This window comes from Actinoplanes sp. NPDC051475 (assembly GCF_040689425.1).
Taxonomy (GTDB): domain Bacteria; phylum Actinomycetota; class Actinomycetes; order Mycobacteriales; family Micromonosporaceae; genus Actinoplanes.
In genome coordinates, this window is record NZ_JBFAZZ010000026.1 from 59054 (window position 1) to 85844 (window position 26791).

The following is a 26791-nucleotide window of genomic DNA, read 5'->3' on the forward strand; positions in this document are numbered from 1 at the left end:
GACGCATGGGGTGCACCGTGGACGGCGGCCGGGACCTCGCAGGAGCGCCGACCGCCGCTCGCCACCCGATCAAGCTCGGCCTTCTCAGTGTGGCTTGTCTATTATAGCTACGTTCCTTCATACGTACAATGCTATGGAGCATCGTGACCACGTACGGTGTGTGTCATGATCGATCCCTCGGCCGACCGCGCGGTCTTCCGCCAACTCGCCGATCTGCTGCGCAACCAGATCGAGTCCGGCGACCTCGCGCCGGGTGAGCCGCTGCCGAGCGAACTCCGCCTGGCCCAGGAGTACGGCATCAGCCGGACCACCGTCCGGCAGGCCATCGGCCAGCTCCGCACCGAGGGCCTGGTGACCGTCGACCGGCCACGAGGGACATTCGTCCGCGTGCCCGAACCGACGGAGATCGTGACCCTCGGCCGCGGCGAGAAGGCCGGCGCGCGCATGCCCACCGACGCGGAACGCCGCACCTACCGCCTCGGCGAAGGCGTCCCTGTCCTCGTCGTCACGGCGACCGACGGCACGGTCACGGTGTACCCCGCCGACCGCGTGCAGCTGACGCGCCCCTGACTCGGCGCGACTGACTCGGCGCGACCCCAGCAAGGATCCGCGGGACCCCAGCAGCAGCCGCGACCTGAGGTCGCAGCTCCGCGCAGCCCGAACAGCAGCCACACCACCTCCAAGTCGCGGCGGTCGCGCGACTTCATGGGAGCCCACGGGACCCCGACGGCAGCCCTGAGAACCAGGCCGCCAGCCCCGCGAGACCCCGACGTCAGCCGCGGAACGGCAACGCCAGTCGCTGAACGGCAACGCCAGCCGCGGAATGCAACGCCAGTGGCGGCTACAAGGTCGACATCCGGGGCCTCGGAACGGCAAACGTCAGCCGCAAGGGCAAGCAAGGAATGAGCGGCGACTACTTCCGAGTGCGACGCCGATAACCGTGCTTCGTGTCCCAAGACTCGATCACGAGGTGATCCGCCGGATCGCCCACATACATCACCGACACCTCCCTCACGTCGACGTGGAAGAACCCGGCGCCCTCGTGCGGGCTATCCGCCGGCGGCGGCGTCTCCACCGCGACGCCTGCGAGCTTCGCGTCACCGGGCCCCCGCTCGGGGTGGTCGGCCGGCGGTTCCAGGGTGGGGCTGTGGATCGCGACGCGGGGATCCCTGCGGATGTCGAGCAGCTTCATCGAGCCGCCCATCGAGCCGAAGGTGATCTCGCCGGCGTCGAATTTCAGCTCCGTGCCGCTGATGCGCGGCGACCCGTCCCGGCGGAGGGTTGCGATCGTCTTGTTGGTGCCCGCCTCGAACAGGGACTTGACCCTGGCGGCGAACTCCGGGTTGTCGTTCTCGATCTCCTGCCAACTCGCCATGGCTCGAGCCTAGAGCGGGGGTCCGACAAGAATCGGCGTCAGAAGAAGTCGTACTGCTCCTTGGCGACCGTGAACCCGTGGCCCGACTTCTCGTTCTGGCACCGCATACCCGTGCTCGCGCTGTCGCATTGGAAGTCGCCCGCCTTCAGTGACCGCCCGTACTCGAGGCGGTCCTTCGCTCCGAGCACTGTGTCTCCGGCGCAGGTGAAGTTGGCCTTTCCCGACTTGCCGATGGCGACGCCGAAGCCCCAGTCGAGCTCGCAGTCCGCCGGCGCCGGACCGGGCGACCAGGACTTCTTCGCGATGTCGCAGCGCGCCCCGTCATCGGACAGGTAGCAGCCGATGTTGCCCGAGGGCGACGCGAACGCGGCCTCGGTGACGACCCGCGCCGAGGCGCTCGGCGAAGGGGCGTTTCCCAGTCCGGCGTTGGCTGCGGCCGTCGGAGTCACCCGAGAGTCGGCGCGCGTGCCGGACGGGCTGGAGCACGCGGCAACGGCCGCACCGATCGCCACCACGACAACGACCGCCCGTACTCGTGCACCGAAAGCCGCCCGCACAGCGAGGGCCCGCGACCGTGCAGCGGGAACGGCCGCAGGACGGATCGGTACGTGTGCAGCAGCCATGCCACCTCCAAAGGCGGAATGATAGGTCCGTGGAGCAAGACCGAATAGTCACCCGCGCAGCCCACGAAGCACTCCCGCCCGCCATGCGCGAGGCCGTGGACGACTTCAGCCTGCATCTCGCCCGGATCGAGAATCGCTCGGCCCACACCGTACGGGCATATGTCGGTGATGTGGTTTCTTTGCTGGATCATGCTGCCGAGGCCGGGTGCGCCTCCCCCAGCGATCTCGACATCGTCGTCCTGCGCGGATGGCTGGCGCGGCGGATGGCCGAGGGCGCCGCTCGCACCTCCCAGGCTCGGCGGGCCGCGGCCGCGCGGACGTTCACCGCCTGGGCGCATCGGACCGGCCTCTGCGCGGCCGACGTGGGTGCGCAGCTCGCGAGCCCCAAGGCGCATCGCGATCTTCCATCGGTGTTGCGCGCCGACCAGGCGGCGGAGCTGGTCGTCACCACTCCGAACCCTCATGCGGTACGCGACAGAGCCGTCCTGGAACTGCTCTACGCGACCGGCGTACGGGTGAGCGAGCTCTGCGGCCTGGACATCACCGACGTCGACGAGGCGCGGCGGGTGGTCCGCGTCTTCGGCAAGGGCGCCAAGGAACGCGCGGTCCCGTACGGCGTCCCGGCGCAGCGGGCCCTCGACGACTGGCTCGGGCACGGACGCCCGAAGGTCGCTCATGCCGGCAGCGGCGACGCCCTGTTCCTCGGTGCGCGGGGCGGGCGGCTGCAGCAGACCGTCGTACGCCGCATCGTGGACGCCGCGGCGCAGGCTGCCGGCCTGCCGCACACGAGCCCGCACGACCTGCGCCACTCCGCGGCGACCCACCTCCTGGACGGGGGCGCGGACCTGCGGGCGGTGCAGGATCTGCTGGGTCACTCGTCGCTGTCGAGCACGCAGATCTACACGCACGTGTCGACGGAGCGGCTGAGGGAGGCGTTCAAGCAGGCTCACCCGAGGGCTTAGCGCTTCGGCCCGTCGCCGCGGCTAATGTAGCTGCGGAAACAGGTTGAAAGACAGCCATTCAGGAGCGTTCGAGGCGGCGCGCCAGATGGCGCCCGGTCGCGCTGTCCCCGGCCTCGGCGATCGTGGCGGGAGGGCCGGTCGCGACGACCCGGCCGCCCGCGTCCCCACCGCCCGGGCCGAGGTCGATGACCCAGTCGGCGCCGGCGATCGTGTCCAGGTCGTGCTCGACCAGGACGACGGTGTTGCCGGCGTCGACGAGCCGGTGCAGTTGCCGCAGCAGCAGCGCGATGTCCGCGGGGTGCAGCCCCGCGGTCGGCTCGTCGAGCAGGTAGAGCGCGTGGCCGCGGCGGGCCCGCTGCAACTCGGTGGCGAGCTTGATGCGCTGGGCCTCGCCACCGCTGAGCTCGGTCGCCGGCTGGCCCAGCCGCAGGTAGCCCAGCCCCACCTCCCGGAGCGTCTCGAGGCTCCGGGAGGCGACCGGGACGTCGGCGAGGAACTTGGCGGCGTCGTCGACGGACATCGCCAGCACGTCCGCGATGTTCTTGCCGCGGTAGGTCACCTCCAGCGTCTCCGCGTTGTACCGCGCGCCGCGGCAGGCCGGGCACGGCGCGTAGGTCCCGGGCAGGAACAGCAGTTCGACCGCGACGAACCCCTCGCCCTGGCAGGTCTCGCACCGCCCCTCCGCGACGTTGAAGGAGAACCGCCCGGCCGCGTACCCGCGCGCCTGCGCCTCGTCCGTCGCCGCGTACAGCTTGCGCACCGCGTCGAACATCCCGGTGTAGGTGGCCAGATTGGACCGGGGCGTGCGGCCGATGGGCCGCTGGTCGACCCGGACCAGCCGGTCGAACGAGTCGAGCCCCGCCGCGTCCCGCACGTCGACGTCGAGCTCCGCCTCGTCGGGCTCGTCGCTCGCCAGCCCGAGGTGGCCGCGCACGACCTCGGCGAGTACCTGCGTGACCAGCGTCGACTTCCCGGAACCGGACACCCCGGTCACCGCGGTCAGCACCCGGAGCGGCACGTCGACGGACACGCCGTGCAGGTTGTGGCGGGAGACGCCGCGCAGGTGCAGCCAGCCCTGGGGCGTACGCGGGCGATGGTCGAGCGGCTCGGCACGGCCGAACAGGTACCGGCTGGTGGCCGACTCCTCGACCTGTTCGAGGCCGGGGACCGGACCGCTGTACAGCACGCGTCCGCCGCTCTCGCCCGCGCCGGGGCCGATATCGACCACCCAGTCCGCCCGCCGGACCACGTCCATGTCGTGCTCCACGACGAACAGCGAGTTGCCCGCCGCCTTCAGCCGGTCCAGCACGTCCAGCAGCGGCTCCGCGTCGGCCGGGTGCAGGCCCGCGGAGGGCTCGTCGAGCACGTAGACGACCCCGAACAGCCCCGAACGCAACTGGGTGGCGATACGCAGACGCTGCGCCTCGCCGGGCGACAGCGTCGTCGAGCGGCGCCCGAGGCTGAGGTACCCCAGGCCGAGGTCGAGCAGCACCTCGACGCGCGCGACCAGGTCGGCGCAGAGCCGGACCGCGACCTCGGTCGTCTCCCCGGACCGGGCGCTCGGCGTGGCAGCCCCGGCCCCGGACAACCCCGCGGCGGGCCGCAGGAGCGCCACGACGGCGGCGAGGGGCATCGCGTTGACGTCGGCGATGGTGCGGCCGGCGAAGGTCACCGCGAGCGCCTCCGGACGCAGGCCGCTGCCGTGGCACACCGGGCAGGGCACGCTCCGGACGAACCGCATCGCGCGCTCGCGCATCCGGTCGCTCTTGGAGTCGGCGAGCACGTGCATGACGTGCCGACGGGCGCTCCAGAACTTCCCGTAGTAGCCGCTGTCGATGCGGTCACGCTCGGGCTCGACGAGGACGGACGGCTGCTCGTCGGTGTAGAGCAGCCAGTCCCGGTCCTTCTTCCTGAGCTTGCGCCACGGTCTGTCGATGTCGATCCCCAGGCCGCTCACGACGCTGCGCAGGTTGGCGCCCTGCCAGGCGCCCGGCCAGGCCGCGATGGCGCCGTCGCGGATGCTCAGCGACGGGTCCGGGACGAGTAGGTCCTCGGCGACGTCGTGCACGACGCCCAGTCCGTGACACCGTGGGCAGGCGCCGGCCGCGGTGTTGGGGGAGAACGCCTCGGCCTCCAGCCGCGGGGCGTCCGGCGGGTAGGTCCCGGCGCGCGAGTAGAGCATCCGCAGCAGGTTGGACAGCGTGGTGATGGTGCCGACCGTCGACCGCGAACTGGGTGCCCCGCGACGCTGTTGCAGGGCCACGGCCGGGGGCAGGCCGGTGATCTCCTGCACGTGCGGCGCACCGACCTGCTGCAACAGCCGGCGGGCGTACGGCGCGACGGACTCGAAGTACCGGCGCTGCGCCTCGGCGTAGAGCGTGCCGAAGGCCAGCGAGGACTTGCCCGAACCGGAGACGCCGGTGAAGGCGACCATGGCATCGCGGGGAATGTCGACGTCGACGTTCCGAAGGTTGTGCTCGGCGGCGCCCCGGACGCGCACGAACCGGTCCTTAACGTCGTTTTTCACCAGGTCTGCTTACCCTGTTCGGCGGCGCCGAATCACCGCCACGAGCGCTCCCATCACCTCGGCGCCGGGTGTGAAAGATCCGGTCTTGCGGGGCCGTTGAGGCTGGCAAGGAGCTTGGGAGCTCGGGAGCGCAGAAGCCGAGGAGTCCCCGAGCGCAGAAGCTAAGGACCCCGCAGGCCGAGGAGCCAGGAACCCGCGAGCGCAGGAGCCAAGGAACTCGGGACCTCGGAAGCCCAATAGGTCGGGGCCTCGAGGCCCTGGGAGCCAGCCGCCGCACACGGAGGAATCCGAAACCCACCCGGAGCACCCCGCACCCACCCCGGAAGAGCCGGCGGGCAGCGAACGGTCCGCGTACAGGTCACCGGCGGCATCACCGCGCCCAGGAGGAGCCTCGACGGTCGCCCGGTGGGATGATCGCCTGCTCCCGGTGGGCCGCGGATCGCGGCACGATGCAGCGTGTGGTGACGTACGATCGCTGCGTGAGCGTCGGAGATCCGCCCCCGCCCATTCCGGGAGCGCGGCTCCTCTTCTCCCTTGACGCCGCCACCGCCTATCTCAATCACGGGTCCTTCGGCGCCGTACCGATCGGCGTGCAGCGGGCCCAGCAGCGGCTGCGGGACGAGACCGAGCGCAATCCGATGTCGTTCTTCCTGCCGCCCGGGCTCACGGACCGGATCGTCCATACCCGACGACATCTCGCGCAGTTCCTGGGCGCCGATCCCGACGGCAGCGCGCTGGTGCCCAACACCACCGCGGGCGTCTCGCTGGTCTTGCAGTCGGTGCGGCTCCAGTCCGGTGACGAGGTCCTGCTCACCGATCATGGGTACGGCTCGAACGCGCTCGCCACGCGCCGTCAATGTCGGCGGGCCGGGGCTACCGCGCGCACGGTCGCGGTGCCTGTGGATGCGGGCGGGGCCGAGGTCGTGGCTCGGATCCGGGGAGCGTTGCGGCCCGGGCGGACCAAGTTGCTCATCGTCGACCAGTTGACCTCGCCCACCGCCAAGGTGTTGCCGGTTCAGGAGATCGCCGCCGCGGCGCGGGAGCATGACATTCCGGTGCTGGTCGATGCCGCCCATGTGCCGGGCATGCTGCCGGTCGAGGTGGATCGGATCGGCGCCGACTTCTGGGTGGGCAACCTGCACAAATGGGCGTACGCGCCGCGCGGGACGGGCCTGCTCGTCGTGGCCCCGGCCTGGCGGCGGCGGATGGAACCGCTCATCGTCTCGTGGGAGCAGGACTCCGGGTTTCCGCTGTCCGTCGAGTTTCAGGGCACGGTGGACTACACCTCGTGGCTGGCCGCGCCGACGGGACTGTTCACGCTGCGTACGCTCGGTGTCGACACCGTGCGGCGGCACAATGCGGCGCTGGCCGCGTACGGTCAGCGGGTTGTGGGTGAGGCGCTCGGCCTCGCGCCCACCGAGCTGCCGGACCCGGGCGCTGCCGAGGCTTCGATGCGGATCCTGCCGCTGCCGTCCGGTATCGCGACCACGCTGCCGGAGGCACGCGCCCTTCGCCAGAGCATCGCGGAGAAGCTGGCGACGGAGGTGGCGGTGAACGCCTGGGGCGGGCGCGGGTGGCTGCGACTGAGCGCCCAGGTCTACAACCGAGCGGAGGAGTACGACCGCTTGGCGCAACACCTCCCGGAGCTGCTCAGCAATGCGCGCTGACGCCGTCATCGGCGCCACACCTGCCCGGAGCTGCTCAGCAACCGCGCCGGCGGGCAGCCCGACGTCACCCGAGCGCGCTGACGAGGTCACAGGGGTAGGAGCCGGACCCGGCCGAGTCCCAGCAGGGTCAGCGGATCGAGATAGGTGTCGCCGCGGCGCAGGCCCCAGTGCAGGCATGCCGCCGTCGGGCAGCCCGGGTGTCCCGGGTCCAGCCGCCCGATCTCCTGGCCCGCCGCGACCGTCTCCCCTATCCGCAGCCGTGCAGGCTGAACGGGCTCATAGGTGGTGCGGAGGCCGTCGGCGTGGGCGATGCTCACCACGCCGCGGCCCGCGACTGTGCCACTGAAGACCACCATGCCGGCGCCGGCCGAGCGGACCGCCGTGCCGGGTACGGCGGCGAGGTCGACGCCGCGGTGGCCGGCCAGCCAGGGCCGGGGTGGCGGGTCGAAGCGCCGGGTCACCTGGGGGTCGGACACCGGCCAGGAGAAGGACAGGGACAGCAGGAGCGCCAGCAGCAGGGCCATGCCCGGCATAGTGCCGGAATCAGAGCCAGGCTCGCGGAAGGCCTGTGGACAAGAGCCGGGCGCGCGGGACCGCTGTGGACAACATCCAGGCGCACGGAAGACCTGCGGAGAACGACCGGCCACCGATCACAAAGGCGCCGGCCGTGGACAAAGGCCAGCTACCGATCAACGCCGCGGTGGACAAAAAGGCTGGCCACCGGTCAAGCCAACCCCCGGATCAGCCGCCGAAGTTCGCGTCGTCCGGCAGCGAGATGTCCGGCTTCTCCAGCTCCTCGACGTTGACATCCTTGAACGTCATCACCCGGACGTTCTTGACGAAGCGAGCCGGCCGGTACATGTCCCACACCCACGCGTCGTGCATCTCGACCTCGAAGTACACCTCGCCGTCGGAGTTGCGTACGTGGAGGTCCACCTGGTTCGCCAGGTAGAAGCGGCGTTCCGTCTCCACCACGTACGAGAATTGTCGGACGATGTCGCGGTACTCCCGGTAGAGCTGCAGCTCCATCTCGGTCTCGTACTTCTCGAGATCCTCTGCGCTCATCGCTTCTCGCCCTCCATGGCCTCATTCTCCCCCACCGGCACCGGCGGCCGAGGCTGCTCGCCCGACGCCACGCCGACGGTACCCTCCAGCTCCGGCCAGAGCATCAGCGGCTCGGCGCAAGGCTGCATCGAAAGCCAGGCCGACCCCGACCCGGACCCAGAGCCCGACCCGGACCCCAAGCCCGACCCCGAGCCCGGCCCCGCAGCCGGGTCCGCAGCCGCCCCCGGCCCCGACGCCGGACGCCTGGCGCGCGGCGGCCGATTCCCCCGCCCGGAAGCCGCGGCAACATTCACGTACGAGAACCGATGCTCGGCGCACGGCCCATGTGCACTCAACGCAGCGCTGTGCTCATCGGTGATGTAACCCTTGTGCACCGCGAACCCGTAGTCGGGAAAACGCCCGTCCAGTTCCACCATCAGCCGGTCCCGCGTCACCTTGGCCAGCACGCTCGCGGCCGCCACGCAGGCTGCCACCCGGTCGCCCTTCCATACCGCCAGGCCCGGCGCTCCGAGGCCGTCCACCGGGAAGCCGTCGGTGAGCACGTAGTCCGGGTTGGTGGTCAGCAGGGCGAGCGCGCGGCGCATCGCCGCGAGGTTGCAGACGTGCAGGCCGCGGGCGTCCACGTCCGTCGGCGGGATGATCACCACCGACCAGGCGAGGGCCCGCTTGACCACCTCTTCGTAGACCCGTTCGCGGGCGGCCGGGGTGAGCAGCTTGGAGTCGGCCAGCTCGTCGATCTCGCCGCGCTTGCCCTCGGGCAGGATCGCGGCGCCGGCCACCAGGGGGCCGGCGCAGGCTCCGCGTCCGGCCTCGTCGGCGCCGGCGACGTTGCGGAAGCCGCGGCGCTGCAGCGCGCGCTCGAGGGCGTAGAGGCCGCCTTCACGCCGGACCACGGTGCGGGGAGGTGCCAGCATCAGAGACCCCGCGACGGTACGCACCGCCGGAGCAGGTCGGCGAGGTCGAGCGGGTAGATCTCCTCGTCCGAGGCGTCGATCTCGGCCAGGGACCACCAGCGGTGCTCGGTGATGCTCTGCCGTTCGCCGTCGTCGAAACCGGCGAAGTCGACCTCCCAGTGCGGCACGCGGTGCACGAAGAAGTGCTGGTCCTGCCGGTACTGCCGGGTGTCGTAGCTGAACTCGGTCACCTCGTGGTGCACGGGTTCGCCCAGGTCGGCGGGGTCCACGCGCAGGCCGGTCTCCTCGTCCAGCTCCCGCGCGGCGCCCTGGGCCGGCGTCTCGCCGTCGTCGAGGCCGCCGCCGGGGGTGAACCACCACTGCTTGCCCGCCCGCGCCGGGTCGCCGCCGTGCAGCAGCAACACGCGCTCAGCGGCGTCGATGAGCAGTACCCGCGCGGCGCGCCGGTCGATGTACGTCACGCCTCAAGCCTATTGCGCCGGACATCGATCTTGAGCCGGGGTCCGCGCTTACTTGGCGGTAGCCGCGTCCGGGATGCCGTCGAACTGCTCGGGCACCGGCAGCCAGGTGGCCCGGTCGACCGGCCAGAAGATGGTGAAGGCCCGGCCCACGATCGAGTCCGCCTTGATCGTGGCCTCGTCGATGTTCTCGGTCTGCTCCCAGTGCTCCAGGGAGTCGCCGGAGGCCGAGCGGTGGTCGCCCATCACCCAGAGGCGGTCGGCGGGCACGGTGATGTCGAAGGGCTCGTCGGCGGCCGGGTCCTGGTTGCCGTCGGCGTCCTTGTAGATGTACGGCTCCTGCAGCGAGTGGCCGTTGATGATCAGGTGCTGCTGGGCGTCGCAGCAGACGACGTGGTCGCCGCCGACGCCGATGATGCGCTTGATGAAGTCCTCGCCCTCGGTGCCGCTCTGCCAGTCGGAGGGCGCCTTGAAGACGACGATCTCGCCGCGGTGAGGCTCGCGGAAGTCGTAGACGAGCTTGTTGACCAGCACCCGGTCCCAGACGTTGAGGGTGTGTTCCATCGACGGGGACGGGATGTAGAAGGTCTGCAGGACGAAGGCCCGAACCAGGACGGCGACGAGGATCGCCACGCCCAGCAGGATGGGGAGCTCGCGCCAGAAGGAACCACGGCGCTGCTCGCCGGTCTGCTCGTCAATCACGAAGGGAGCCTACGTCGCCGCGGCCTGAACCACAGTCCGGAACGCGCGGATACGCCGACACTTAGCAGGAACGGCAACATAACCGCCGTGGTGGCCGGATCGGGCCCACGGTCCGGCTCCGGGCCGAGCGGGGCGGCCCCCACGGGCCGGGCGGCGGCGTACGCCTTCCAGTTGTCGGGCACGGACAGGCCGGTGAAGCGGCTTGTCGGCCACACGACGACGAAGGCGCGGCCGATCACGTTGTCGATGGGGACCGGGCCCTGACAGCGCGCGTCCTGGGAGACCAGGCGGTGGTCGCCCATGACGAACATCTCACCGTTGGGGACGGTCACCTCGGCGAAGCGCCGGCTGCTGCACTGCCGCGGGTTGGGCGGCGCGTCGAGGGGGGAGTTCTCCTGCACGTACGGCTCGTCGACGGGCTGGCCGTTGACCGTGATCCGGCCCTTGTCGTCGCAGCACGCGACCTTGTCGCCCGGCAGGCCGATCACCCGTTTGATGAAGTCGCGCTCACCCGGGCGGCTGACGCCGACGAGGTCGCCGATGGTGCGGCCGAGCTTCGCGCCGAAGGCGTTGCTGACCGGCTGGGACGGTTGCTCGGGCGCCCAGTTGTCGGTGCCGCGGAAGACGACGATCTCGCCGCGGACCGGGTCGCGCATGTCGTAGACGACCTTGTTGACGAGCACCCGGTCGCCGACGAGCAGGGTGTTCTCCATGGAGCCGGACGGGATGAAGAAGGCCTGCACGAGGAACGTCCGGATGAGCACCGCGAGGCAGAACGCCACGACCAGCAGCAGCGGCAGCTCCTGCCAGAGCGGCATCTCCTTGCGCCGGATCACCCGGCCGCGGCGCCGCCCGGAGGAGGAGCCCCGGTACCCCTGCATCGGTTCCACGCTATGCATCTCCCGCCGCCGATCCGGTGCAACGCCCCGGATACAGCACTACCGCCCGGAGTGCCCCGCAGGGAACAGGTCGGGCGGTAGTGCGAATGTGGCCCACCAGCGCGGCGAACGCCGCAATGGCACTGATTCCCATCCGTCACTGGCGCAAGCGTAGTTCGGCCGCGCAGTAAACGTCAGTCCGAGTGAATACGGCCCCGGACCGCTGCGGGGTTCAGTTGGCGGTCTGCTTCTCGCGCAGCTCCTTGATCTTGGCCTTCTTGCCCCGGAGCTCACGCAGGTAGTACAGCTTGGCGCGGCGCACGTCACCGCGGGTCATGACCTCGATGCGGTCGATCGCCGGGCTGTTGAGCGGGTAGGTGCGCTCGACCCCGACGCCGAAGCTGATCTTCCGGATCTTGAAGGTCTCGCGCAGGCCGCCGCCCTGGCGGCTGATCACGACGCCCTGGAAGACCTGGACGCGGGAGCGGTTGCCCTCGACGACCCGGGCGTGAACCTTGAGCGTGTCCCCGGCGCGGAACTGGGGAAGGTCGGTGCGCTGCGACTGGGCGTCAAGATCGTCCAGCGTGTTCATCGCTGCATCCTCGGGTAACTCATAGCGCACCGGGAGTTCGATGCGCGAATGGGTGATTCTGATCTTCCAGAACTGCGGCTTCTCGCCTCGATCCGGGGAGATCCTCGCCCGCCCACCACGGCGTGGGGACGAACGGCAACCTCCCTACTTTGCCACATCCGACCCCGGGATCCGAAATCCGGCGTCCTCGATCGCCGCCCGGTCCTTCAGGGTGAGCCTTTCGCCCGGATACGCCTCGAACAGGTCCGGCCGGCGGGCGGCCGTCCGCAGCAACGACTGCTCGCGCCGCCAGCGGGCGATCCGGCCGTGGTCGCCGGACCGCAGCACTTCGGGCACGTCCATTCCGCGCCACGACGCCGGCTTGGTGTAGACCGGGGCCTCCAGCAGACCGGCCGCGTGTGACTCCTCGGTGAGGGAATCGGCGTTGCCCAGCACGCCCGGCAGCAGCCGGGTGATCGCCTCGAGGATCACGATGACCGCGACCTCGCCGCCGAAGAGGACATAATCCCCCAGAGACACCTCACGCACCGGCATCCGGGTCGCGGCATCGTCGATGACCCGCTGGTCGATGCCCTCATAGCGGCCGCACGCAAAGATCAGATGAGGCAGCGCGGCGAAGGAGACAGCGTCCGCCTGGGTGAACGGGCGGCCCACCGGGGACGGCACCACGAGAGTGGCCGACGGCGACGCCACGGCGGAGAGCGACGAGGCCCACGGCTCGGGGCGCATGACCATGCCGGGTCCGCCGCCGTACGGGGTGTCGTCGACGGTCCGGTGCACGTCGGAGGTCCAGGTGCGCAGGTCGTGCACGGAGAGGTCGAGGATCCCGGCGCCGCGCGCCTTGCCGATCAGCGACAGATCCAGCGGCGAGAAGTAGTCCGGGAAGATCGAGATGATGTCGACGCGCACCAGAAACCTTCTAGAGGTCGAGCAGGCCCTCGGGCAGGTCGACCACGACGCGGCCGGCGGCCAGATCGACGGTCGGCACGATCGAGCTGACGAACGGGATGAGCGCGGTGCCCCCCGCGGCCTTGCGCAGCACGATCAGGTCGGAGGCGGGCGCGTGATCGATGCGGTCGACCGTACCCAGCTCGGCGCCGTCGAGGTCGACCACCGAGAGCCCGATGAGCTGGTGGTCGTTGAACTCGTCCGGGTCGTCCGGCGGTGCGACGTCCGCGCTGTCGACCTGGAGCAGTACGCCGCGCAGCGCCTCAGCGACGTTGCGGTTGTGAACGCCCTCGAACTGGGCGATGACCCGGCCCTGGTGCCAGCGCAGCGACTCCAGAGTCAGCTTCTCCGGCACCTGGTAGGCCACGTCCGGGGCGGCGGCGGTCGCCGGACCGGTGTTCACCCTGCGGTCCCGTGGGACCTCGGTGGCGAACACCGCCCCGGCGACGAATCTCGCCTCTGGCTCATCGGTCCGGACGGTCACCAGAACCTCCCCACGGATGCCGTGGGGCTTACCGATCTGGCCGATTACCAGCAACATCGAGCGACGAACGCCTCAGTACGCGTCGACGATGTCGACGCGGATGCCGCGCCCACCGATCGACCCGATGACCTGACGCAGCGCCTTGGCCGTACGCCCGCCGCGCCCGATGACCGTTCCCAGGTCCTCGGGGTGCACGCGGACCTCGAGCCGCTTGCCGCGGCGCGAGTCGACCAGCCGCACCCGGACGTCGTCCGGGTTGTCGACGATGCCCTTGACGAGGTGCTCCAGCGCGGGCCGGAGCGCCCCGTCAGCTCGCGTCGGCGCCGGCACCGGCCGGGTCCTCTGCGGTCTCGGCGACGGCCTCGCGGTCGGGCTCAGCCCGGTCGGCGACCTTGGTCTGCGCCGGCTTGGCCGCGGCGGCCTCCGGAGCGGCGGCGACCTTGGTGGCCTTCTTGGCGGGCTTGGCGGCCGGGGTGTCGGCGATGCCGGCGGCGGCCTTGGCCTCGGCCTCGTACGCGGCCTGGCGGTTGGCCTTCTCCGGCGCGACGAGCAGCGGCGGCGGGGCCGGCAGGCCCTTGAACTGCTGCCAGTCGCCGGTCTTCTCGAGGATGCGCTGCACGGCCTCGCTCGGCTGGGCGCCGACCGAGAGCCAGTACTGCACGCGCTCGCTCTTGACCTCGATGACCGACGGGTCGTGCTTCGGCTGGTAGATGCCGACGTACTCGATGGCACGGCCGTCGCGCTTGGTGCGCGAGTCGGCGACGACGATGCGGTACTGCGGGTTGCGGATCTTGCCCATCCGCAGGAGCCGGATCTTTACGGCCACGGTTGTTTCGCTCCTGATGATTACGTGGGTGAGCCGACCGAACCCGCGTGGGGATGCGGGACCGATGTCTCGTGGACTGGCAACGCGATCAGGGTTAGAGGGCGCCTCACGCGTGCCGGATACCAGCTGACCATTCTGCCAGATGAAGGGCGGGAGGTCCCAATCGGGCTCGAGAAGATCAAGTTCAGGGTCAAGATCTGGATGTCGTGCCTGGTTGCATGGTGCTGACCGCAACTCCCGTCGAGGCCGGGCGCGGGCGGCCGAGAGCCTGGCGGCTCAGAGCAGCCACCCGCACCCTTCATTCTGCGTGAGTGGGAAACCCGTCACAGCAGCCGTTGCAGCGCGGTGCGCGCGATCCGCGTCAGAACCGGGTAAGCGTCGTCGACCTGCCCGTTCCGCCACGGCGCGTCGTCGGCGGCGTCCGGCACCATCACGTTCAAGTTCAGGACGACGTTGGCGTCCCGGGCCGTGACCGAGTACAGACGCAGCCGCTTGCCCGCCTCCGCGTGCTCGTCCGGGTCGAAGCCGGCGAACGCCTGCTCGCCCAGGCCGGGGAGCTGGGTCAGGAAGGGCGCCGTGGAGAGGCTTTTTGCCTGCTCACCCTCGGCACGCGCGTAGATAAGTTCGGCCGGGAACTCGTAGTCGTACCAGTCCACGAGGAGTGAGCCGATGACACCCGGCACGAAGTCCTCGCCATCGACAGTGAACCCGCAGATCGCGCGCGAGTAGCCGCCGCGCCGCTCCGGGGTCCCCGGCGGGTCCAGGAGGCCCACCGGGCCGAGGGTCTCGGTGAGGGGACCGAGGTCCAGGGCCGGGCAGATGTCCGGGCGGACGGGGTGAGGGGTGCCGATGAGACCGATGAGGCGGTAGAGACCGAACCCCGTGCCGGCAACGACGAGCAGCAGCGCGACCAGGGCGGCGGTCCAGCCCGGCCGGCGCGGACCGGGATCCCAGCCGGGAACGGGTGCGACGGCGATCGGCCCAGCTTGGTTCGGCGGAGCGGCGGAAGCAGGCGGCATGGCGGAGGCGGGCGGCACGGCGGTCACCGAGGCAGGTTACGGATTCCGCCGATCCCGCGCCGCCCGTGATCACGGTCACGGGCGCCGTGCGACCTGGGCTCCGGCTGCCCGGACCCGGCGATCAGGGGCGTGGAACGGGCGGGCGGTCCCAGCCGGCGGGTACGGATGTCGGCACCGGCCAGGTGGGGTCGGGCGCGAAATCGGTCCAGGTGCCGTCGAAGGGGAAGTCGGCCGCCTCGATCTGCTTGATCACGCGCAGGCCCTCGGCGCGGACCGCGGCCTCGTCGTGGACCCAGTAGTGGTCCGGGTAGGCGAGGCGCTCGGTGAACTCGTCCTCGTCCTTCCACTCCCAGCCGCGGTCCGGGCGGGCCACGACGTCGAGGTCCTGGTCGATCACGTCCACCCCGGCCACGTCGCCGTCGTCCCAGCGCAGGGCGCGCTCCTCCAGGTTGACGTACCAGTGGGTGAAGCGATTGTCGTCGTCGCGGAAGAACCAGACCGAGTGGTCGGCGTCCGGTGGGATGAACTTGAGCAGGCCCGGGCCCTGCCAGACGGCTGGGACCACGTGGTGGCTCAGCCCGATCCACTCGGCGTACGGCATGTCGCGGATGCCGCGCCCGTCGGTGGCTTCCTCGACGAGCACGGCCGTGCCGCGGGCCAGCCAGAGCAGCAGGCCGCGCTCGTCGTCGGAGATCACCCGGCACGGGCGTACGGAGGCCAGGCGCGGGCCGTCGACGTTGCGGTACAGGACCTGGCGGCCCGGAGCGAACATCAGTACGCGCGCGCCAGGATCGCCATGACATCCGGCTCTTCGTCGGACTCGGGGACGCCGCCGTCCGCGGAGAGCAGGCAGCGGACCGTGACCGCCTTGCCGTTCGCCTCGGCCTCGCCCTCGGTGCCGACCGCCGACCACGGGACCCGCGCCCAGCCGGTCTGCGCCGCCTCGATCGCCTCGCCCAGGGTCTTCACGTCGACCGTGCGCTCCTCGCGCATCGCCAGCGCGCTGTCGTGGAGCCGCTGCTGGTCGGCCTTGAGCGCGCCGGTCACCTCGCCGACGACCGCCGCCAGTGCGACCGGCGTCTTCGTGCCGTCGATGCGCCGGGCCACCACCGCGTTGCCGGCCGCCAGGTCGCGGGGGCCGACCTCGATGCGGATCGGGATGCCCTGCAACTCGGCGTCGACCGCCCGGCGCCCGAACGGTACGTCGGCACGGTCGTCGAGCTTCACCCGTACCCCCGCGGCCTTGAGCTCGTCACGGAGCTTGACCGCCGCCTCGGTGACGCCCTCGCCGGCCTTGACCACCATGATCTGGGCCTGGATCGGGGCCAGCAGCGGCGGGAGCCGCAGGCCGTTGTCGTCGCCGTGCACCATGATCAGGCCGCCGATCATGCGGGTCGTGCTGCCCCACGACGTCGTCCACGCGTGTTCGACGCTGCCGGCCTGCGACGTGTACGTGATGTCGAACGCCTTGGCGAAGTTCTGCCCGAGCTCGTGCGAGGTGCCCATCTGCAGGGCCTTGCCGTCGCCCATCATGGCCTCGAGGGTCATGGTGTTGGTGGCGCCAGCGAACCGCTCGCCCTTGGTCTTGCGGCCCGGGACGACCGGGATGGCCAGCAGGTTGACCATGAAGTCCTCGTAGACCGAGTGCAGGATGCGGCGCGCGTAGTCACGGGCGTCGGCCTCGGTGGCGTGCGCGGTGTGACCCTCCTGCCAGAGGAACTCGGTGGTCCGCAGGAACGTGCGCGGCCGCAGCTCCCAGCGCACCACGTTGGCCCACTGGTTGAGCAGCAGCGGCAGGTCGCGGTACGAGTCGATCCACTTCGCCATGAACTCGCCGAAGATCGTCTCGCTGGTCGGCCGGACCACGATCGGCTCGGACAGCTCCTTGCCACCGGCGTGCGTGACGACCGCGAGCTCCGGCGAGAAGCCCTCCACGTGCTGCGCCTCGCGGCTCAGGTAGCTCTCGGGGATGAAGAGCGGGAAGTACGCGTTCTGCGCCTCCGCCTCCTTGATCCGCGCGTCCATCTCGGCCTGCATGCGCTCCCAGATCGCGTACGCCGCCGGCCGGATCACCATCGTCCCGCGCACCGGGCCGTTGTCGGCCATCTGAGCCTTGGCGATGAGGTCCTGGTACCAGCGGGGGAAGTCCTCCGCACGGGGAGTGAGCACGCGAGCCATGAGGCAGCATCCTAGCCGCGTCCGTCGCCGGGCCGCTCAGCGCACCACGCGGCCCTTGAGGACGATGCGCTGCGGAGCGCGTACCACCCGGAGGTCGGCGCGGGGGTCGTCGGCGTAGACGACCAGGTCGGCCAGGCCGCCCTCGACGAGGCCGGGGAAGCCCAGCCACTCCCGGGCGCCCCAGGAGGCCGCGGCCAGGACGTCGGCGGCCGGGATGCCCGCCTCGTGCAGGAGCAGCATCTCCTCGGCGGCGAGGCCGTGCCGGATGCTTCCGCCGGCGTCCGTGCCGACGTAGACGGGGACACCTGCCTCGTGGGCGGCGACGACCACCTGCGGGAACCGGTCGCGCAGGGACAGCATGTGGTCGGCGTACCCGGGGAACTTGGCCCTGGCTTGGTCGGCGATGCCGCCGAAGGTCTGGATATTGATCATGGTTGGCACGAGCGCGGTCCCGCGGCGGGCCATCTCGTCGATCAGGTCGAGGGACAGGCCGGTGCCGTGCTCGACCGAGTCGACGCCCGCCCGCACCATCTGCGCCACGGCCTCCTCGGAGAACGTGTGCACGGCGGCCCGGGCGCCCGCGGCGTGGGCGGCCTCCACGGCGGCCGCCATGGTCGCGGGATCCCAGGAGGGGGCGAGGTCGCCGACGGACCGGTCGATCCAGTCCCCCACGAGCTTCACCCAGCCGGTGCCGGCCTTGGCCTGGGCGGTGACGGCCTCCACGACGTCCGCGGCCTCCACCTCGACGCCGATGTCCCGCAGGTAGCGGCGGACCGGCGCGACGTGCCGGCCCGCCCGGACCAGGCGGGGGATCTCCGGCTCGTCATCCAGCTCCGGATACGGGTACGGCGATCCGGCGTCGCGCAGTGCCAGCACGCCGGCGTCGCGGTCCCGGAAGGCCAGGTCACGGGCCTCGTCCAGGCTCTCGATCGGCTTGGCGCCCGTCTTGATGCCCAGGTGGCAGTGGGCGTCGACCAGGCCGGGCACGATCCAGCCGGAGTCGCTGACCGTCTCGGCGTCCCGGACCGGCTCGAAGGTCACCCGGTCCCCGACCAGCCACAGGTCCCGGACCTCACCGTCCGGCAGCAGCGTCCCGCGTACATGCAACGTCATGCTTGAAGTCGTACCTGATCGCCGTGAACCCCCGCTGCCCCACCCCCGTTGGAAGGCCGACGACAGGAGCGTGCCATGCCGGGAAATCCGTTCGCCGACTTCTTCTCGTACACCAGGTCCGACGGCACGCGGGTCGCCCGGTCCCGGCTGGACGACACCGTGGCCCTCGGCAGCGTCGCCGCCTCCACCGGGAGCTTCGTGGCCGACGGCCTGAAGAACCAGTGGGATCCGGGACGGGCGGCCGACGCCAAGAGCGCCGCCTCCTGGGGGCAGGCCCTCGCCGGCCTGTACGAGGTCTCCGCCGCCGCCTACCGCGGGTACCGGGGCCTCGAGAACCTCCGCGAGCACAAGATCAACAACCTGGCCAAGCTCCTGACCGCCTCGGCGGGCGTCGTCAAGGCGGTCACGGACGGCTACACGGACGCCGAGAAGGAGGCGAACCCGCGCATCAAGCTGGCGGAGAGCATCGCGAACTACGCGGCGGCCGTGGGCGTGGCCATCGATCTGGCGTCGCGGGTCAACACCCAGCGGCAGGAGAAACGCAGAGAGCACGTGAGCTCACGTCAGGGATCGGTGCACGACGATCCCGTCGCGGCGGCCGACTCCACGGTCGCGTCCCTGCACCCGGCCGCGGAAGCCGCCGCGGCGGAGGGGCGCCGGATGTCCCGGGCCGGCAGCCCGGAGCCGCCGGCGAACCGGACCGCGTCGGCGGCCTCCCTGCCGCACGGCAGTCAGCCCGCCGCCGCCGAAGCGACGGTGGTCCCGCTGCGTCTGCGGCAGAGCACCGCATCCACCCGGACCACGGCGCCCGGGCGCTGACCGTCAGCGCTTGTCGTCGTCGCGCTTGGGGTTGGAGAGCTTGTTGAAGTCCAGCTTCGGCAGCTTGAAGCCCGGCGGCAGCCCCTGGCCGCCGGCGATCGCGTTCGGGTCCATCCCCGGAGGGAGCTGGGGCATGCCACCCGGGAAACCGGCCGGCATGCCGCCGCCGACCCGGGGCCGGTTGCCGCCCTTGGTGCCCTTGCGCTTGTTCTTCGGGCTCTTGGTCGCCTTGCGGCGGCCCGCGCCGGGCAGGCCCATCATGCCGCCCATCTGCTTCATCATCTTCTGCGCGTCGGCGAAGCGGTTGAGCAGCTGGTTGACGTCCATGACGGTCACGCCCGAGCCGTTGGCGATGCGGGCGCGGCGGGAGCCGTTGATGATCTTCGGGTTGGTGCGCTCGCCCGGGGTCATCGAGCGGATGATCGCCGTCACCCGGTCGAAGTGGCTGTCGTCGAGCTCGGCCAGCTGGTCCTTCATCTGGCCCATGCCCGGCATCATGCCGAGGATGTTGGCGATCGGGCCCATCCTCCGCACCGCGATGAGCTGGTCGAGGAAGTCCTCCAGGGTGAACTGCTCGCCACCGAGCAGTTTGGAGGTCATCTTCTCCTTCTGATCCTCGTCGAAGGCCTGCTCGGCCTGCTCGATGAGGGTCAGCACGTCGCCCATGCCGAGGATGCGGCTGGCCATCCGGTCGGGGTGGAAGACGTCGAAGTCCTCGAGCTTCTCGCCCGTGGACGCGAAGAGGATCGGCTCGCCGGTGACGTGGCGGACCGAGAGGGCGGCACCGCCGCGGGCGTCACCGTCGAGCTTCGACAGCACCACGCCGGTGATGCCGACGCCGTCGCGGAAGGCCTCGGCGGTGGTGACCGCGTCCTGGCCCACCATGGCGTCGATGACGAAGACGACCTCGTCCGGGTCGACCGCGTCGCGGATGTCGCGCGCCTGCTGCATCATCTCGGCGTCGATGCCGAGGCGGCCGGCGGTGTCGACGATGACGATGTCCTTGGCCGTACGCCGGGCGTGCTCGATCGAGTCCTTGGCGACCTGCACCGGGTCGCCGACGCCGTTGCCGGGCTCGGGGGCGTAGACGTCGACGCCGGCCCGGCCCGCGAGGACCTGGAGCTGGTTGACCGCGTTGGGGCGCTGGAGGTCACAGGCGACCAGCAGCGGCTGGTGTCCCTGGCCCTTGAGCCAGCGCGACAGCTTGCCCGCCAGCGTGGTCTTGCCGGAGCCCTGCAGGCCGGCCAGCATGATCACGGTCGGCGGCTGCTTGGCGAACTGCAGCCGCCGCCCCTCGCCGCCGAGGACGGTGATGAGCTCCTCGTGGACGATCTTGATGATGTGCTGGGCCGGGTTGAGCGCCTGCGCCACCTCGGCGCCGCGGGCGCGTTCCTTGAGGTTGGCGATGAACGCCTTGACCACCGGCAGCGCGACGTCCGCCTCCAGCAGCGCGAGGCGGATCTCCCGCGCGGTGGCGTCGATGTCGGCGTCGGTGAGCCGGCCCTTGCCCCGGAGCTTGGTGAAGATCCCGGAGAGGCGGTCGCTCAAGGTGTCAAACACGGCACAACTTCCCGTTGGTCAGTAGGGAGGAGATGACCGCAAGCCTAGCCGCCCGCCGGAAGCCTCACCGGTTGCGCATCCGGTACGTCTTCGCCGCCGCCTCGATCCGCCGCTGCGTCCGGGTGCCGGGTGCGAGCCCCTTCTTGGCCTTGCCGTACAGGTAGACGCCGCCGCCCACCACGATCGCGCCGACGATCAGGTACGCCAGCGCGCCGACGAGCACGTGCAGCAGCGAGATGGCGATCCACCCCACCACGATCACGCCGGCGATCGTCGCCACCAGATATGCCACAGCCTTGCCCATGTCGTCCTCCTCGGAGAGCCCGTTGTCCACCATGCGCCCGCCGCGCAAGTGGGCACATCAGGGCGCACCCGTAGGGGTGGGTCGCGGCCGTTCACCCGCGCCACGCCAGTAAATCGCGTATACCGCAGATATCAGGCGTAACGCCTCACAGCAATGATGTCCGGCAAATGGTCATCGACCGCAACCATCCGGCGCATACCTCCGTTGAGGCTCAGGAACCGGGCGGCTGACGATCGGCCCCGATGGACATCCGGCGGAAGGACGAGCTCGTGCCCCTACGGCGGATCCTGCGACTGGCGCCCTGGGAAGTCCGGTCGCGCGTCCTCAAGGCCGTCCAGCGCCGGGTGCTGCCGAGAGTGGCCGAACAGCAGCGGCTCGGCGTCGCCCGGCGGCTCGTGTCGCTCTCACCACCCCCGCGGCTGCCGCTCATGCGTGGCGCCGCGGATGCGCCGACCATCCGGGTCCGTACCGCCCGGGGCTGGGTCACGGCCCGCAAGGATCCGGCGGCCAGCCCCGCGGACGTACGCCGGCAGAACCTCGAGCGGGTCGTCGCGGCGCTCGACGAGGCCGGCGTCGAGTGGTTCCGGATCCCGACCAAGGCGCTGCGGACGACGGCGGTGGCCGTACGCGACACCGACCGCCCCGCGGTGGTGCGCCTCCTGCACGACCTCACCGGAGCCGGCCAGGGGCTGCTCGACGTCGTCAGGCCGTCCGGCGCCCGCAAGCCGCACGCCGCCCAGATCATCAAGCTGAGCTGGCCGGTCACCGACCCGCGCGGCAGCCTGCTCCTCGGCCCGGAGCTGGGCTGCGAGATCGAGTTCTGGACCGAGCGCGACGGCGTACTGGCCGGCCCCCGCGGCAACCCCATCGCCGACGTGATCCCGCTGGACGAGCCGGTGGTGTCCGCGCCCGAGCCGGCGTTCGGCCCGTTCAGCTCCCCCGCCGACCGGACCGCGTACCGGACCCGGGAGATCTTCACCCTGCCCAGCCCGGACCGGATCAGCTTCCCGATCGACGTGGTCTACACCTGGGTCGACGGCGGCGACCCGCAGTGGCAGGCGCGCAAGGCGGCCGCCCTGGCCGGCAACGACTGGCTGGGCGACGCGAGCCGGCTCGCCATCAACGACTCGCGGTACGCGTCCCGGGACGAGCTGCGCTACTCGATGCGGGCCCTGCACTGCTTCGCGCCCTGGGTGAACCACATCTACCTGGTGACCGACGATCAGCTGCCGGAGTGGCTGGACACCTCGCACCCGGGCGTGACCGTGGTCAGCCACCGGGAGATCTTCGGCGACACCGGCACGCTGCCGACCTTCAACTCCCAGGCCATCGAGTCGCGGCTGCACCGCATCCCCGGGCTCAGCGAGCACTTCCTCTACCTCAACGACGACGTGTTCCTGGGCCGGCCGGTCTCCCCCGACCTGTTCTTCACCCCCGGCGGCCTGACCCGCTTCTTCCCGTCGAACGCCCAGGTGGACTCGGCACCGCGGCGCCCCGACGACCCGCCGGCGGACTCGGCCGGCAAGAACAACCGGGAGCTCATCCGCGAGGCGTTCGGCCGGGTGCTGACCCGCAAGATGATGCACACCCCGCACCCGTCGCGGCGCAGCGTCATCGCCGAGATCGAGCAGCGCTTCGCCGAGCACGTCGAGGCCACGGCGTCGCACCAGTTCCGGCACCCGGACGACGTCTCGCTGCTGTCGTCGCTGCAGCAGTACTACGCCTACCTGACCGGCAAGGCCGCCCCGGGGACCATCGCCTACACGTACGCGGACCTGGCGAACCCCACGACGCCGCTGAAGCTCGCCGGGCTGCTGCGGCACCGCAACCTCGACGCGTTCTGCCTCAACGACACCGACTCGGACGACGCCGTGGCCGCCGAGCAGGCGGCGCTGCTCGGCGAGTTCCTGCCCGCGTACCTGCCGTTCGCGTCGCCGTACGAGCTGACCGGCCCGCGTCCCGCACCCGCCGTCCTGACCCAGGTGGACCGCGGACCGGCCCTGGCACCCGGCAAGACGCCGGAGGTCACCGTGCCGGCGCAGCCGGCGAAGAACGGCGGGCCGGCCGCAACCAACTCGCCCGTCGCCTGACGGGTCCGCCCAAAGGAGATCTCTCTCGTGAGCTTCGACGTGGTCATTCTCGGCCTCGGGTACGTGGGGCTGCCCCTCGCCCAGCAGGCCATCCGGGCCGGCATGTCCGTGCTCGGCTTCGACGTCAACAAGGCGGTGGTCGACGCGCTCGGCGCGGGCCGCTCGCACGTCGACGACCTGTCCGACGCCGACGTGGCCGAGATGCTCGCCGGCGGGTTCCGCGCCACCGCCGACGAGACGCGGATCGCCGAGGCGGACACCGCGGTGATCTGCGTGCCGACGCCGCTGTCCGAGGGCGACGGTCCGGACCTGCGTGCGGTCATCGGCGCGACCGAGGCGGTCGGCCGCAACCTGCGGCCCGGCATGCTGGTCGTCCTCGAGTCGACGACCTACCCGGGTACGACCGACGAGGTCGTCCGCCCGCTGCTGGAGAAGCTGTCCGGGCTGACCGCGGGCATCGACTTCCATGTCGCGTTCTCGCCCGAGCGCATCGACCCGGGCAACGAGCGGTTCGGCCCGCACAACACCCCGAAGGTCGTCGGCGGGTACACCGCGGGCTGCACCGACCGGGTCGCGGCGTTCTACGGGCGGTTCATCGAGACCGTCGTACGCACCCGCGGCACCCGTGAGGCGGAGACCGCGAAGCTGCTGGAGAACACGTACCGGCACGTCAACATCGCGCTGGTCAACGAGATGGCCCGGTTCTGCCACGAGCTGGACATCGACCTCTGGGACGTCATCCACGCCGCGTCCACCAAGCCGTTCGGGTTCCAGGCGTTCTACCCGGGCCCCGGCGTCGGCGGCCACTGCATCCCGATCGACCCCAACTACCTGAGCCACAACGTGCGCAGCAAGCTCGGCTACCCGTTCCGCTTCGTCGAGCTCGCCCAGGAGATCAACGCGACCATGCCGGCGTACGTGGCCCGCCGCGCGCAGAACCTGCTCAACGCCGACGGCGTGGCGGTGCACGGCGCGAAGGTCCTGCTGCTCGGCGTCACGTACAAGCCGAACATCGCCGACCAGCGCGAGTCGCCGGCCACGCCGCTGGCCCGCCACCTCACGTCGCTGGGCGCCGTCCTGAGCTTCCACGACCCGTACGTCACCGAGTGGAGCGTGCCCCGCACCGATGACCTCGAGGGCGCCGCCGCGGCCGCCGACCTCGTCATCCTCGTGCAGCACCACCGCGAGTACGACGCCGACCACCTGGCGGGCATCGCCAAGCGCTTCTTCGACACCCGGGGTGTCACCACCGGCCCGGAGGCGCATCGGCTGTGACCGAGATGAGCATCGCGCCCGTCGCGCCCTCGCCCCGGCAGACACCACGGTCCGACGGTCCGGCACCGGACACCACGCGTGCCCCGGCCGCCGGTCCGGCCCGGCACCGCCGCGACATCGAGGGGCTGCGTGCGGTCGCGGTGCTCCTCGTGGTCGCGTACCACTGCGGCCTGCCGGTGATCACCGGCGGCTACGTCGGGGTGGACGTCTTCTTCGTCATCTCCGGTTTCCTCATCACCGGCCTCCTGCTGCGCGAGGCGCGCAGCAGCGGCACATTGTCGATCCCGCGGTTCTACGCGCGCCGGGCGCTGCGGCTGCTGCCGGCCTCGACCGTCGTCGTCGTGGCCACGGTCGCGGGTGCCGCGCTCTGGCTGCCACCCCTGCGGCTGAGCGGCATCCTGTCGGACGCGCTGCACACGACGATCTACTCGATGAACTACCGCCTCGCGGCGATCGGCACGGACTACCTCCAGGCCGACGCGGAGCCGTCGCCGCTGCAGCACTTCTGGTCGCTGGCGGTCGAGGAGCAGTTCTACCTCGTCTGGCCGCTGCTCATCATCGTCTTCGCCCGGCGACGGGGGCTGGGCGCGGCGCTGTCCGCGCTGACCGCCGGCTCCCTCGCGCTCGCGCTGTGGCAGACGCGGGAGAACGCCGGGTGGGCGTACTTCGGCGCGCACACCCGCGCGTGGGAGCTCGGCGTCGGCGCGCTGCTCGCCCTCACCGCGCTGAAGCTGCCGCGCTGGTGCATCGGCGCCGGCCTGGTCGCCGTGGCGGCGTCGGCCGTGATGTACACCCCCGAGACCCCGTTCCCCGGGTACGCCGCCCTGCTGCCGGTCCTGGGCACCGCCGCCGTCATCGCCGGTGGCACCGGGCGTCCGGCGGGGCTCCTCGGGCGGCCCGAGCTGCAGGCGATCGGGCGGCTGTCGTACTCGTGGTACCTGTGGCACTGGCCGGCGCTGCTGCTCGCGCCGTACGCGATCGGCCGCCCGCTCGCAGCCTGGGAGAACGTCCTCGTCGCGCTCGGCGCCCTGGTCCTGGCCGCGCTGACGTTCGCGCTGGTCGAGAACCCGGTACGCCAGCTGCGCGCCCTGCGGGACCGCCCGTGGCGCGGCATCGGCGTGGGCCTCGCCATCTCCGTGGTCGCCGCGGGACTGTGCACCGTCATCACCTCGGCCGCCACGCACCTGGGCGGGACGACCACGTACCGCGCCGCCGTCCTGGACCCGGCGACGTTCGACCCGAAGGAGCTGAGCCGGCAGATCGCCGCGAGCGTGAATGCGCCCGCGGTGCCGGTGAACCTGACCCCGAAGCTGGCGAAGGCGAGCAAGGACAAGCCCCGCTACTACAGCGAGGGCTGCAACGGCGCCTTCGACGATCCCGAGGTCAAGAAGCCGTGCGCGTACGGTGACCTGTCCTCGGACACCACGGTGGTCCTCTTCGGCGACTCCCACGCGGGCCATTGGTTCCCCGCGCTGGAGGCGGCGGCGCTGCAGCGGCACTGGAAGGTGGTCGCCATCACGAAGAGCGCGTGCACCGCCGCGGACGGCATGATCTACCTGCCGCAGCTCAAGCGCGAGTTCACCGAGTGCGTCCAGTGGCGCCGCGATGCCGTCAAGTACGCCCGCTCCCTGCACCCTGCGAAGGTCGTGATGGCCTCGACGTACCCGAGCAACGAGCTGCTCGGAGTGACCGGTTCGCAGGACGACGCGTGGGCCGCCGCCTGGAAGCGGTCCGTCCGCGCTCTGTCGGCGCCCGGCACCGAGGTGTACTTCGTCAGCGACACCCCCTGGCAGGCCGGCCCCACGCCGGAGTGCCTGTCGGCGCACATGGACCGACCCTCGGCGTGCGGGCGCAGCCGGGAGAGCGCATTGGCGCAGCCGGAGCGGCGCAAGCTGGTCACGGCGGCGGCACGCGCGGCCGGGGCCACGATCATCGACCCGGTGCCGTGGTTCTGCACCGCGACGACCTGCCCGGCGATCGTCGGCGACATCCTGGTGTACCGCGACCAGCACCACATCACGACGGCGTACAGCCGGCTGCTGGCATCTCAATTCGGTTCGGCCCTGGCGGCCTCCTGACGCTCAGCACCACCCGAGAAGGCCCGGCGGAACGCTCCGCCGGCCTTTTCGCATCCGTACGGCAACCGCCCGCCGACCGCCGCCGCAACCGGCGGACGGCAGGCACCCCGGCGGCAACTCAGCACTCACGGCAAGGCACCTGAACAGGCATCAGCGACCTCCTGCGGGCTTCCGAAGGGAATGGCGTAGCGGCGAACAAGCGCCGGTGCGGTTCTCCGAAAGGTTGTGCCCGTGCAGAAGACCTTGGTCCGTCGCCTCGCCACCCTCGCGCTGATCCCCGCCGCCGCCCTGATCGGCCTGGTCACCCTGGCCGCTCCGGCCGAGGCCGCCGTGG

At 71.3% G+C, this 26791-nt stretch carries 27 protein-coding genes; 7 read left to right on the forward strand and 20 right to left on the reverse strand.

Annotation, left to right across the window (positions count from 1 at the left end):
- The first annotated feature begins 165 nt into the window (after positions 1-165).
- On the forward strand, positions 166-570 hold the full coding sequence (locus AB0368_RS35640; protein ID WP_366158448.1) for a winged helix-turn-helix domain-containing protein: 405 nt from the start codon (positions 166-168) through the stop codon (positions 568-570).
- A 343-nt stretch (positions 571-913) separates the two neighbouring features.
- On the opposite strand, the gene AB0368_RS35645 is transcribed toward AB0368_RS35640, so the two are convergent.
- Both AB0368_RS35645 and AB0368_RS35650 read right to left on the reverse strand, forming a co-directional pair.
- Positions 914-1375, reverse strand: coding sequence for a pyridoxamine 5'-phosphate oxidase family protein (locus tag AB0368_RS35645; protein WP_366158449.1), 462 nt, complete (start codon positions 1373-1375; stop codon positions 914-916).
- Between the two features lie 38 nt (positions 1376-1413).
- Complete coding sequence (locus AB0368_RS35650; RefSeq protein ID WP_366158450.1) at positions 1414-1998, reverse strand: DUF6636 domain-containing protein; 585 nt, start codon at positions 1996-1998, stop codon at positions 1414-1416.
- Between the two features lie 83 nt (positions 1999-2081).
- Between AB0368_RS35650 and AB0368_RS35655 the strand changes: the two genes are divergently transcribed.
- A complete protein-coding gene (locus tag AB0368_RS35655) occupies positions 2082-2960 on the forward strand; it encodes a tyrosine recombinase XerC (RefSeq protein WP_366158475.1) in 879 nt (292 codons plus the stop codon).
- Positions 2961-3018: 58 nt separating this feature from the next.
- Here the strand turns inward: AB0368_RS35655 and uvrA are convergent, their stop codons facing one another.
- Positions 3019-5487 (reverse strand): excinuclease ABC subunit UvrA, encoded by a 2469-nt coding sequence (gene uvrA / locus AB0368_RS35660; protein WP_366158451.1) that lies wholly within the window; start codon positions 5485-5487, stop codon positions 3019-3021.
- 479 nt (positions 5488-5966) lie between these two features.
- Between uvrA and AB0368_RS35665 the strand changes: the two genes are divergently transcribed.
- A complete protein-coding gene (locus tag AB0368_RS35665) occupies positions 5967-7154 on the forward strand; it encodes an aminotransferase class V-fold PLP-dependent enzyme (RefSeq protein ID WP_366158452.1) in 1188 nt (395 codons plus the stop codon).
- An 86-nt stretch (positions 7155-7240) separates the two neighbouring features.
- Here AB0368_RS35665 and AB0368_RS35670 read toward each other — a convergent pair whose 3' ends face one another.
- The 15 genes from AB0368_RS35670 to AB0368_RS35740 form a co-directional block, all read right to left on the reverse strand.
- Positions 7241-7687, reverse strand: a complete 447-nt coding sequence (locus AB0368_RS35670) for a M23 family metallopeptidase (RefSeq protein ID WP_366158453.1) — start codon at positions 7685-7687, stop codon at positions 7241-7243.
- A 208-nt stretch (positions 7688-7895) separates the two neighbouring features.
- Positions 7896-8219 carry a DUF2469 domain-containing protein gene (locus AB0368_RS35675; RefSeq protein WP_043532656.1) on the reverse strand — a complete coding sequence of 108 codons (324 nt, stop codon included), beginning with the start codon at positions 8217-8219 and terminating at the stop codon, positions 7896-7898.
- Positions 8216-9133: a ribonuclease HII gene (locus AB0368_RS35680; RefSeq protein WP_366158454.1), complete on the reverse strand. Its 918-nt coding sequence runs from the start codon at positions 9131-9133 to the stop codon at positions 8216-8218. Before AB0368_RS35680 ends, AB0368_RS35675 begins: the two co-directional genes overlap by 4 nt.
- Positions 9133-9594, reverse strand: coding sequence for an NUDIX domain-containing protein (locus AB0368_RS35685; protein ID WP_366158455.1), 462 nt, complete (start codon positions 9592-9594; stop codon positions 9133-9135). Before AB0368_RS35685 ends, AB0368_RS35680 begins: the two co-directional genes overlap by 1 nt.
- Positions 9595-9642: 48 nt before the next feature.
- Positions 9643-10293 carry a signal peptidase I gene (gene lepB / locus AB0368_RS35690; protein WP_366158456.1) on the reverse strand — a complete coding sequence of 217 codons (651 nt, stop codon included), beginning with the start codon at positions 10291-10293 and terminating at the stop codon, positions 9643-9645.
- Positions 10290-11174, reverse strand: a complete 885-nt coding sequence (gene lepB, locus AB0368_RS35695) for a signal peptidase I (protein WP_366158457.1) — start codon at positions 11172-11174, stop codon at positions 10290-10292. Before lepB (AB0368_RS35695) ends, lepB (AB0368_RS35690) begins: the two co-directional genes overlap by 4 nt.
- Positions 11175-11403: 229 nt before the next feature.
- On the reverse strand, positions 11404-11763 hold the full coding sequence (gene rplS / locus AB0368_RS35700) for a 50S ribosomal protein L19 (RefSeq protein ID WP_366158458.1): 360 nt from the start codon (positions 11761-11763) through the stop codon (positions 11404-11406).
- 144 nt (positions 11764-11907) lie between these two features.
- Positions 11908-12672, reverse strand: coding sequence for a tRNA (guanosine(37)-N1)-methyltransferase TrmD (gene trmD / locus AB0368_RS35705; RefSeq protein WP_366158459.1), 765 nt, complete (start codon positions 12670-12672; stop codon positions 11908-11910).
- 10 nt (positions 12673-12682) lie between these two features.
- A complete protein-coding gene (rimM, locus tag AB0368_RS35710; protein ID WP_366158476.1) occupies positions 12683-13249 on the reverse strand; it encodes a ribosome maturation factor RimM in 567 nt (188 codons plus the stop codon).
- An 18-nt stretch (positions 13250-13267) separates the two neighbouring features.
- Positions 13268-13525: an RNA-binding protein gene (locus tag AB0368_RS35715; RefSeq protein WP_014447131.1), complete on the reverse strand. Its 258-nt coding sequence runs from the start codon at positions 13523-13525 to the stop codon at positions 13268-13270.
- Positions 13503-14021: a 30S ribosomal protein S16 gene (gene rpsP / locus AB0368_RS35720; RefSeq protein ID WP_366158460.1), complete on the reverse strand. Its 519-nt coding sequence runs from the start codon at positions 14019-14021 to the stop codon at positions 13503-13505. The genes AB0368_RS35715 and rpsP overlap by 23 nt, the downstream gene beginning before the upstream one ends.
- 323 nt (positions 14022-14344) lie before the next feature.
- Complete coding sequence (locus AB0368_RS35725; protein ID WP_366158461.1) at positions 14345-15067, reverse strand: hypothetical protein; 723 nt, start codon at positions 15065-15067, stop codon at positions 14345-14347.
- Positions 15068-15161: 94 nt separating this feature from the next.
- Positions 15162-15815, reverse strand: coding sequence for a DUF402 domain-containing protein (locus AB0368_RS35730; RefSeq protein ID WP_366158477.1), 654 nt, complete (start codon positions 15813-15815; stop codon positions 15162-15164).
- Positions 15812-17218: a proline--tRNA ligase gene (gene proS, locus AB0368_RS35735; protein ID WP_366158462.1), complete on the reverse strand. Its 1407-nt coding sequence runs from the start codon at positions 17216-17218 to the stop codon at positions 15812-15814. The genes AB0368_RS35730 and proS overlap by 4 nt, the downstream gene beginning before the upstream one ends.
- Positions 17219-17254: 36 nt before the next feature.
- Positions 17255-18331, reverse strand: coding sequence for an amidohydrolase family protein (locus AB0368_RS35740; protein ID WP_366158463.1), 1077 nt, complete (start codon positions 18329-18331; stop codon positions 17255-17257).
- Positions 18332-18406: 75 nt separating this feature from the next.
- On the opposite strand from AB0368_RS35740, the gene AB0368_RS35745 reads away from it, so the two are divergent.
- Positions 18407-19150, forward strand: a complete 744-nt coding sequence (locus AB0368_RS35745; RefSeq protein ID WP_366158464.1) for a hypothetical protein — start codon at positions 18407-18409, stop codon at positions 19148-19150.
- A gap of 3 nt (positions 19151-19153) precedes the next feature.
- On the opposite strand, the gene ffh is transcribed toward AB0368_RS35745, so the two are convergent.
- Together ffh and AB0368_RS35755 are read right to left on the reverse strand one after the other, a co-directional pair.
- Complete coding sequence (gene ffh / locus AB0368_RS35750; RefSeq protein WP_366158465.1) at positions 19154-20710, reverse strand: signal recognition particle protein; 1557 nt, start codon at positions 20708-20710, stop codon at positions 19154-19156.
- 64 nt (positions 20711-20774) lie between these two features.
- Positions 20775-21047, reverse strand: coding sequence for a hypothetical protein (locus AB0368_RS35755; RefSeq protein WP_366158466.1), 273 nt, complete (start codon positions 21045-21047; stop codon positions 20775-20777).
- Between the two features lie 209 nt (positions 21048-21256).
- Between AB0368_RS35755 and AB0368_RS35760 the strand changes: the two genes are divergently transcribed.
- Genes AB0368_RS35760 through AB0368_RS35770 form a run of 3 tightly spaced genes read left to right on the forward strand, consistent with a single transcriptional unit; the run spans position 21257 to position 26457 of the window.
- Positions 21257-23104: a stealth family protein gene (locus AB0368_RS35760; RefSeq protein ID WP_366158467.1), complete on the forward strand. Its 1848-nt coding sequence runs from the start codon at positions 21257-21259 to the stop codon at positions 23102-23104.
- Positions 23105-23131: 27 nt separating this feature from the next.
- Positions 23132-24379, forward strand: a complete 1248-nt coding sequence (locus AB0368_RS35765) for a nucleotide sugar dehydrogenase (RefSeq protein ID WP_366158468.1) — start codon at positions 23132-23134, stop codon at positions 24377-24379.
- A 5-nt stretch (positions 24380-24384) separates the two neighbouring features.
- Complete coding sequence (locus tag AB0368_RS35770; protein ID WP_366158469.1) at positions 24385-26457, forward strand: acyltransferase family protein; 2073 nt, start codon at positions 24385-24387, stop codon at positions 26455-26457.
- Positions 26458-26791: the final 334 nt, after the last annotated feature.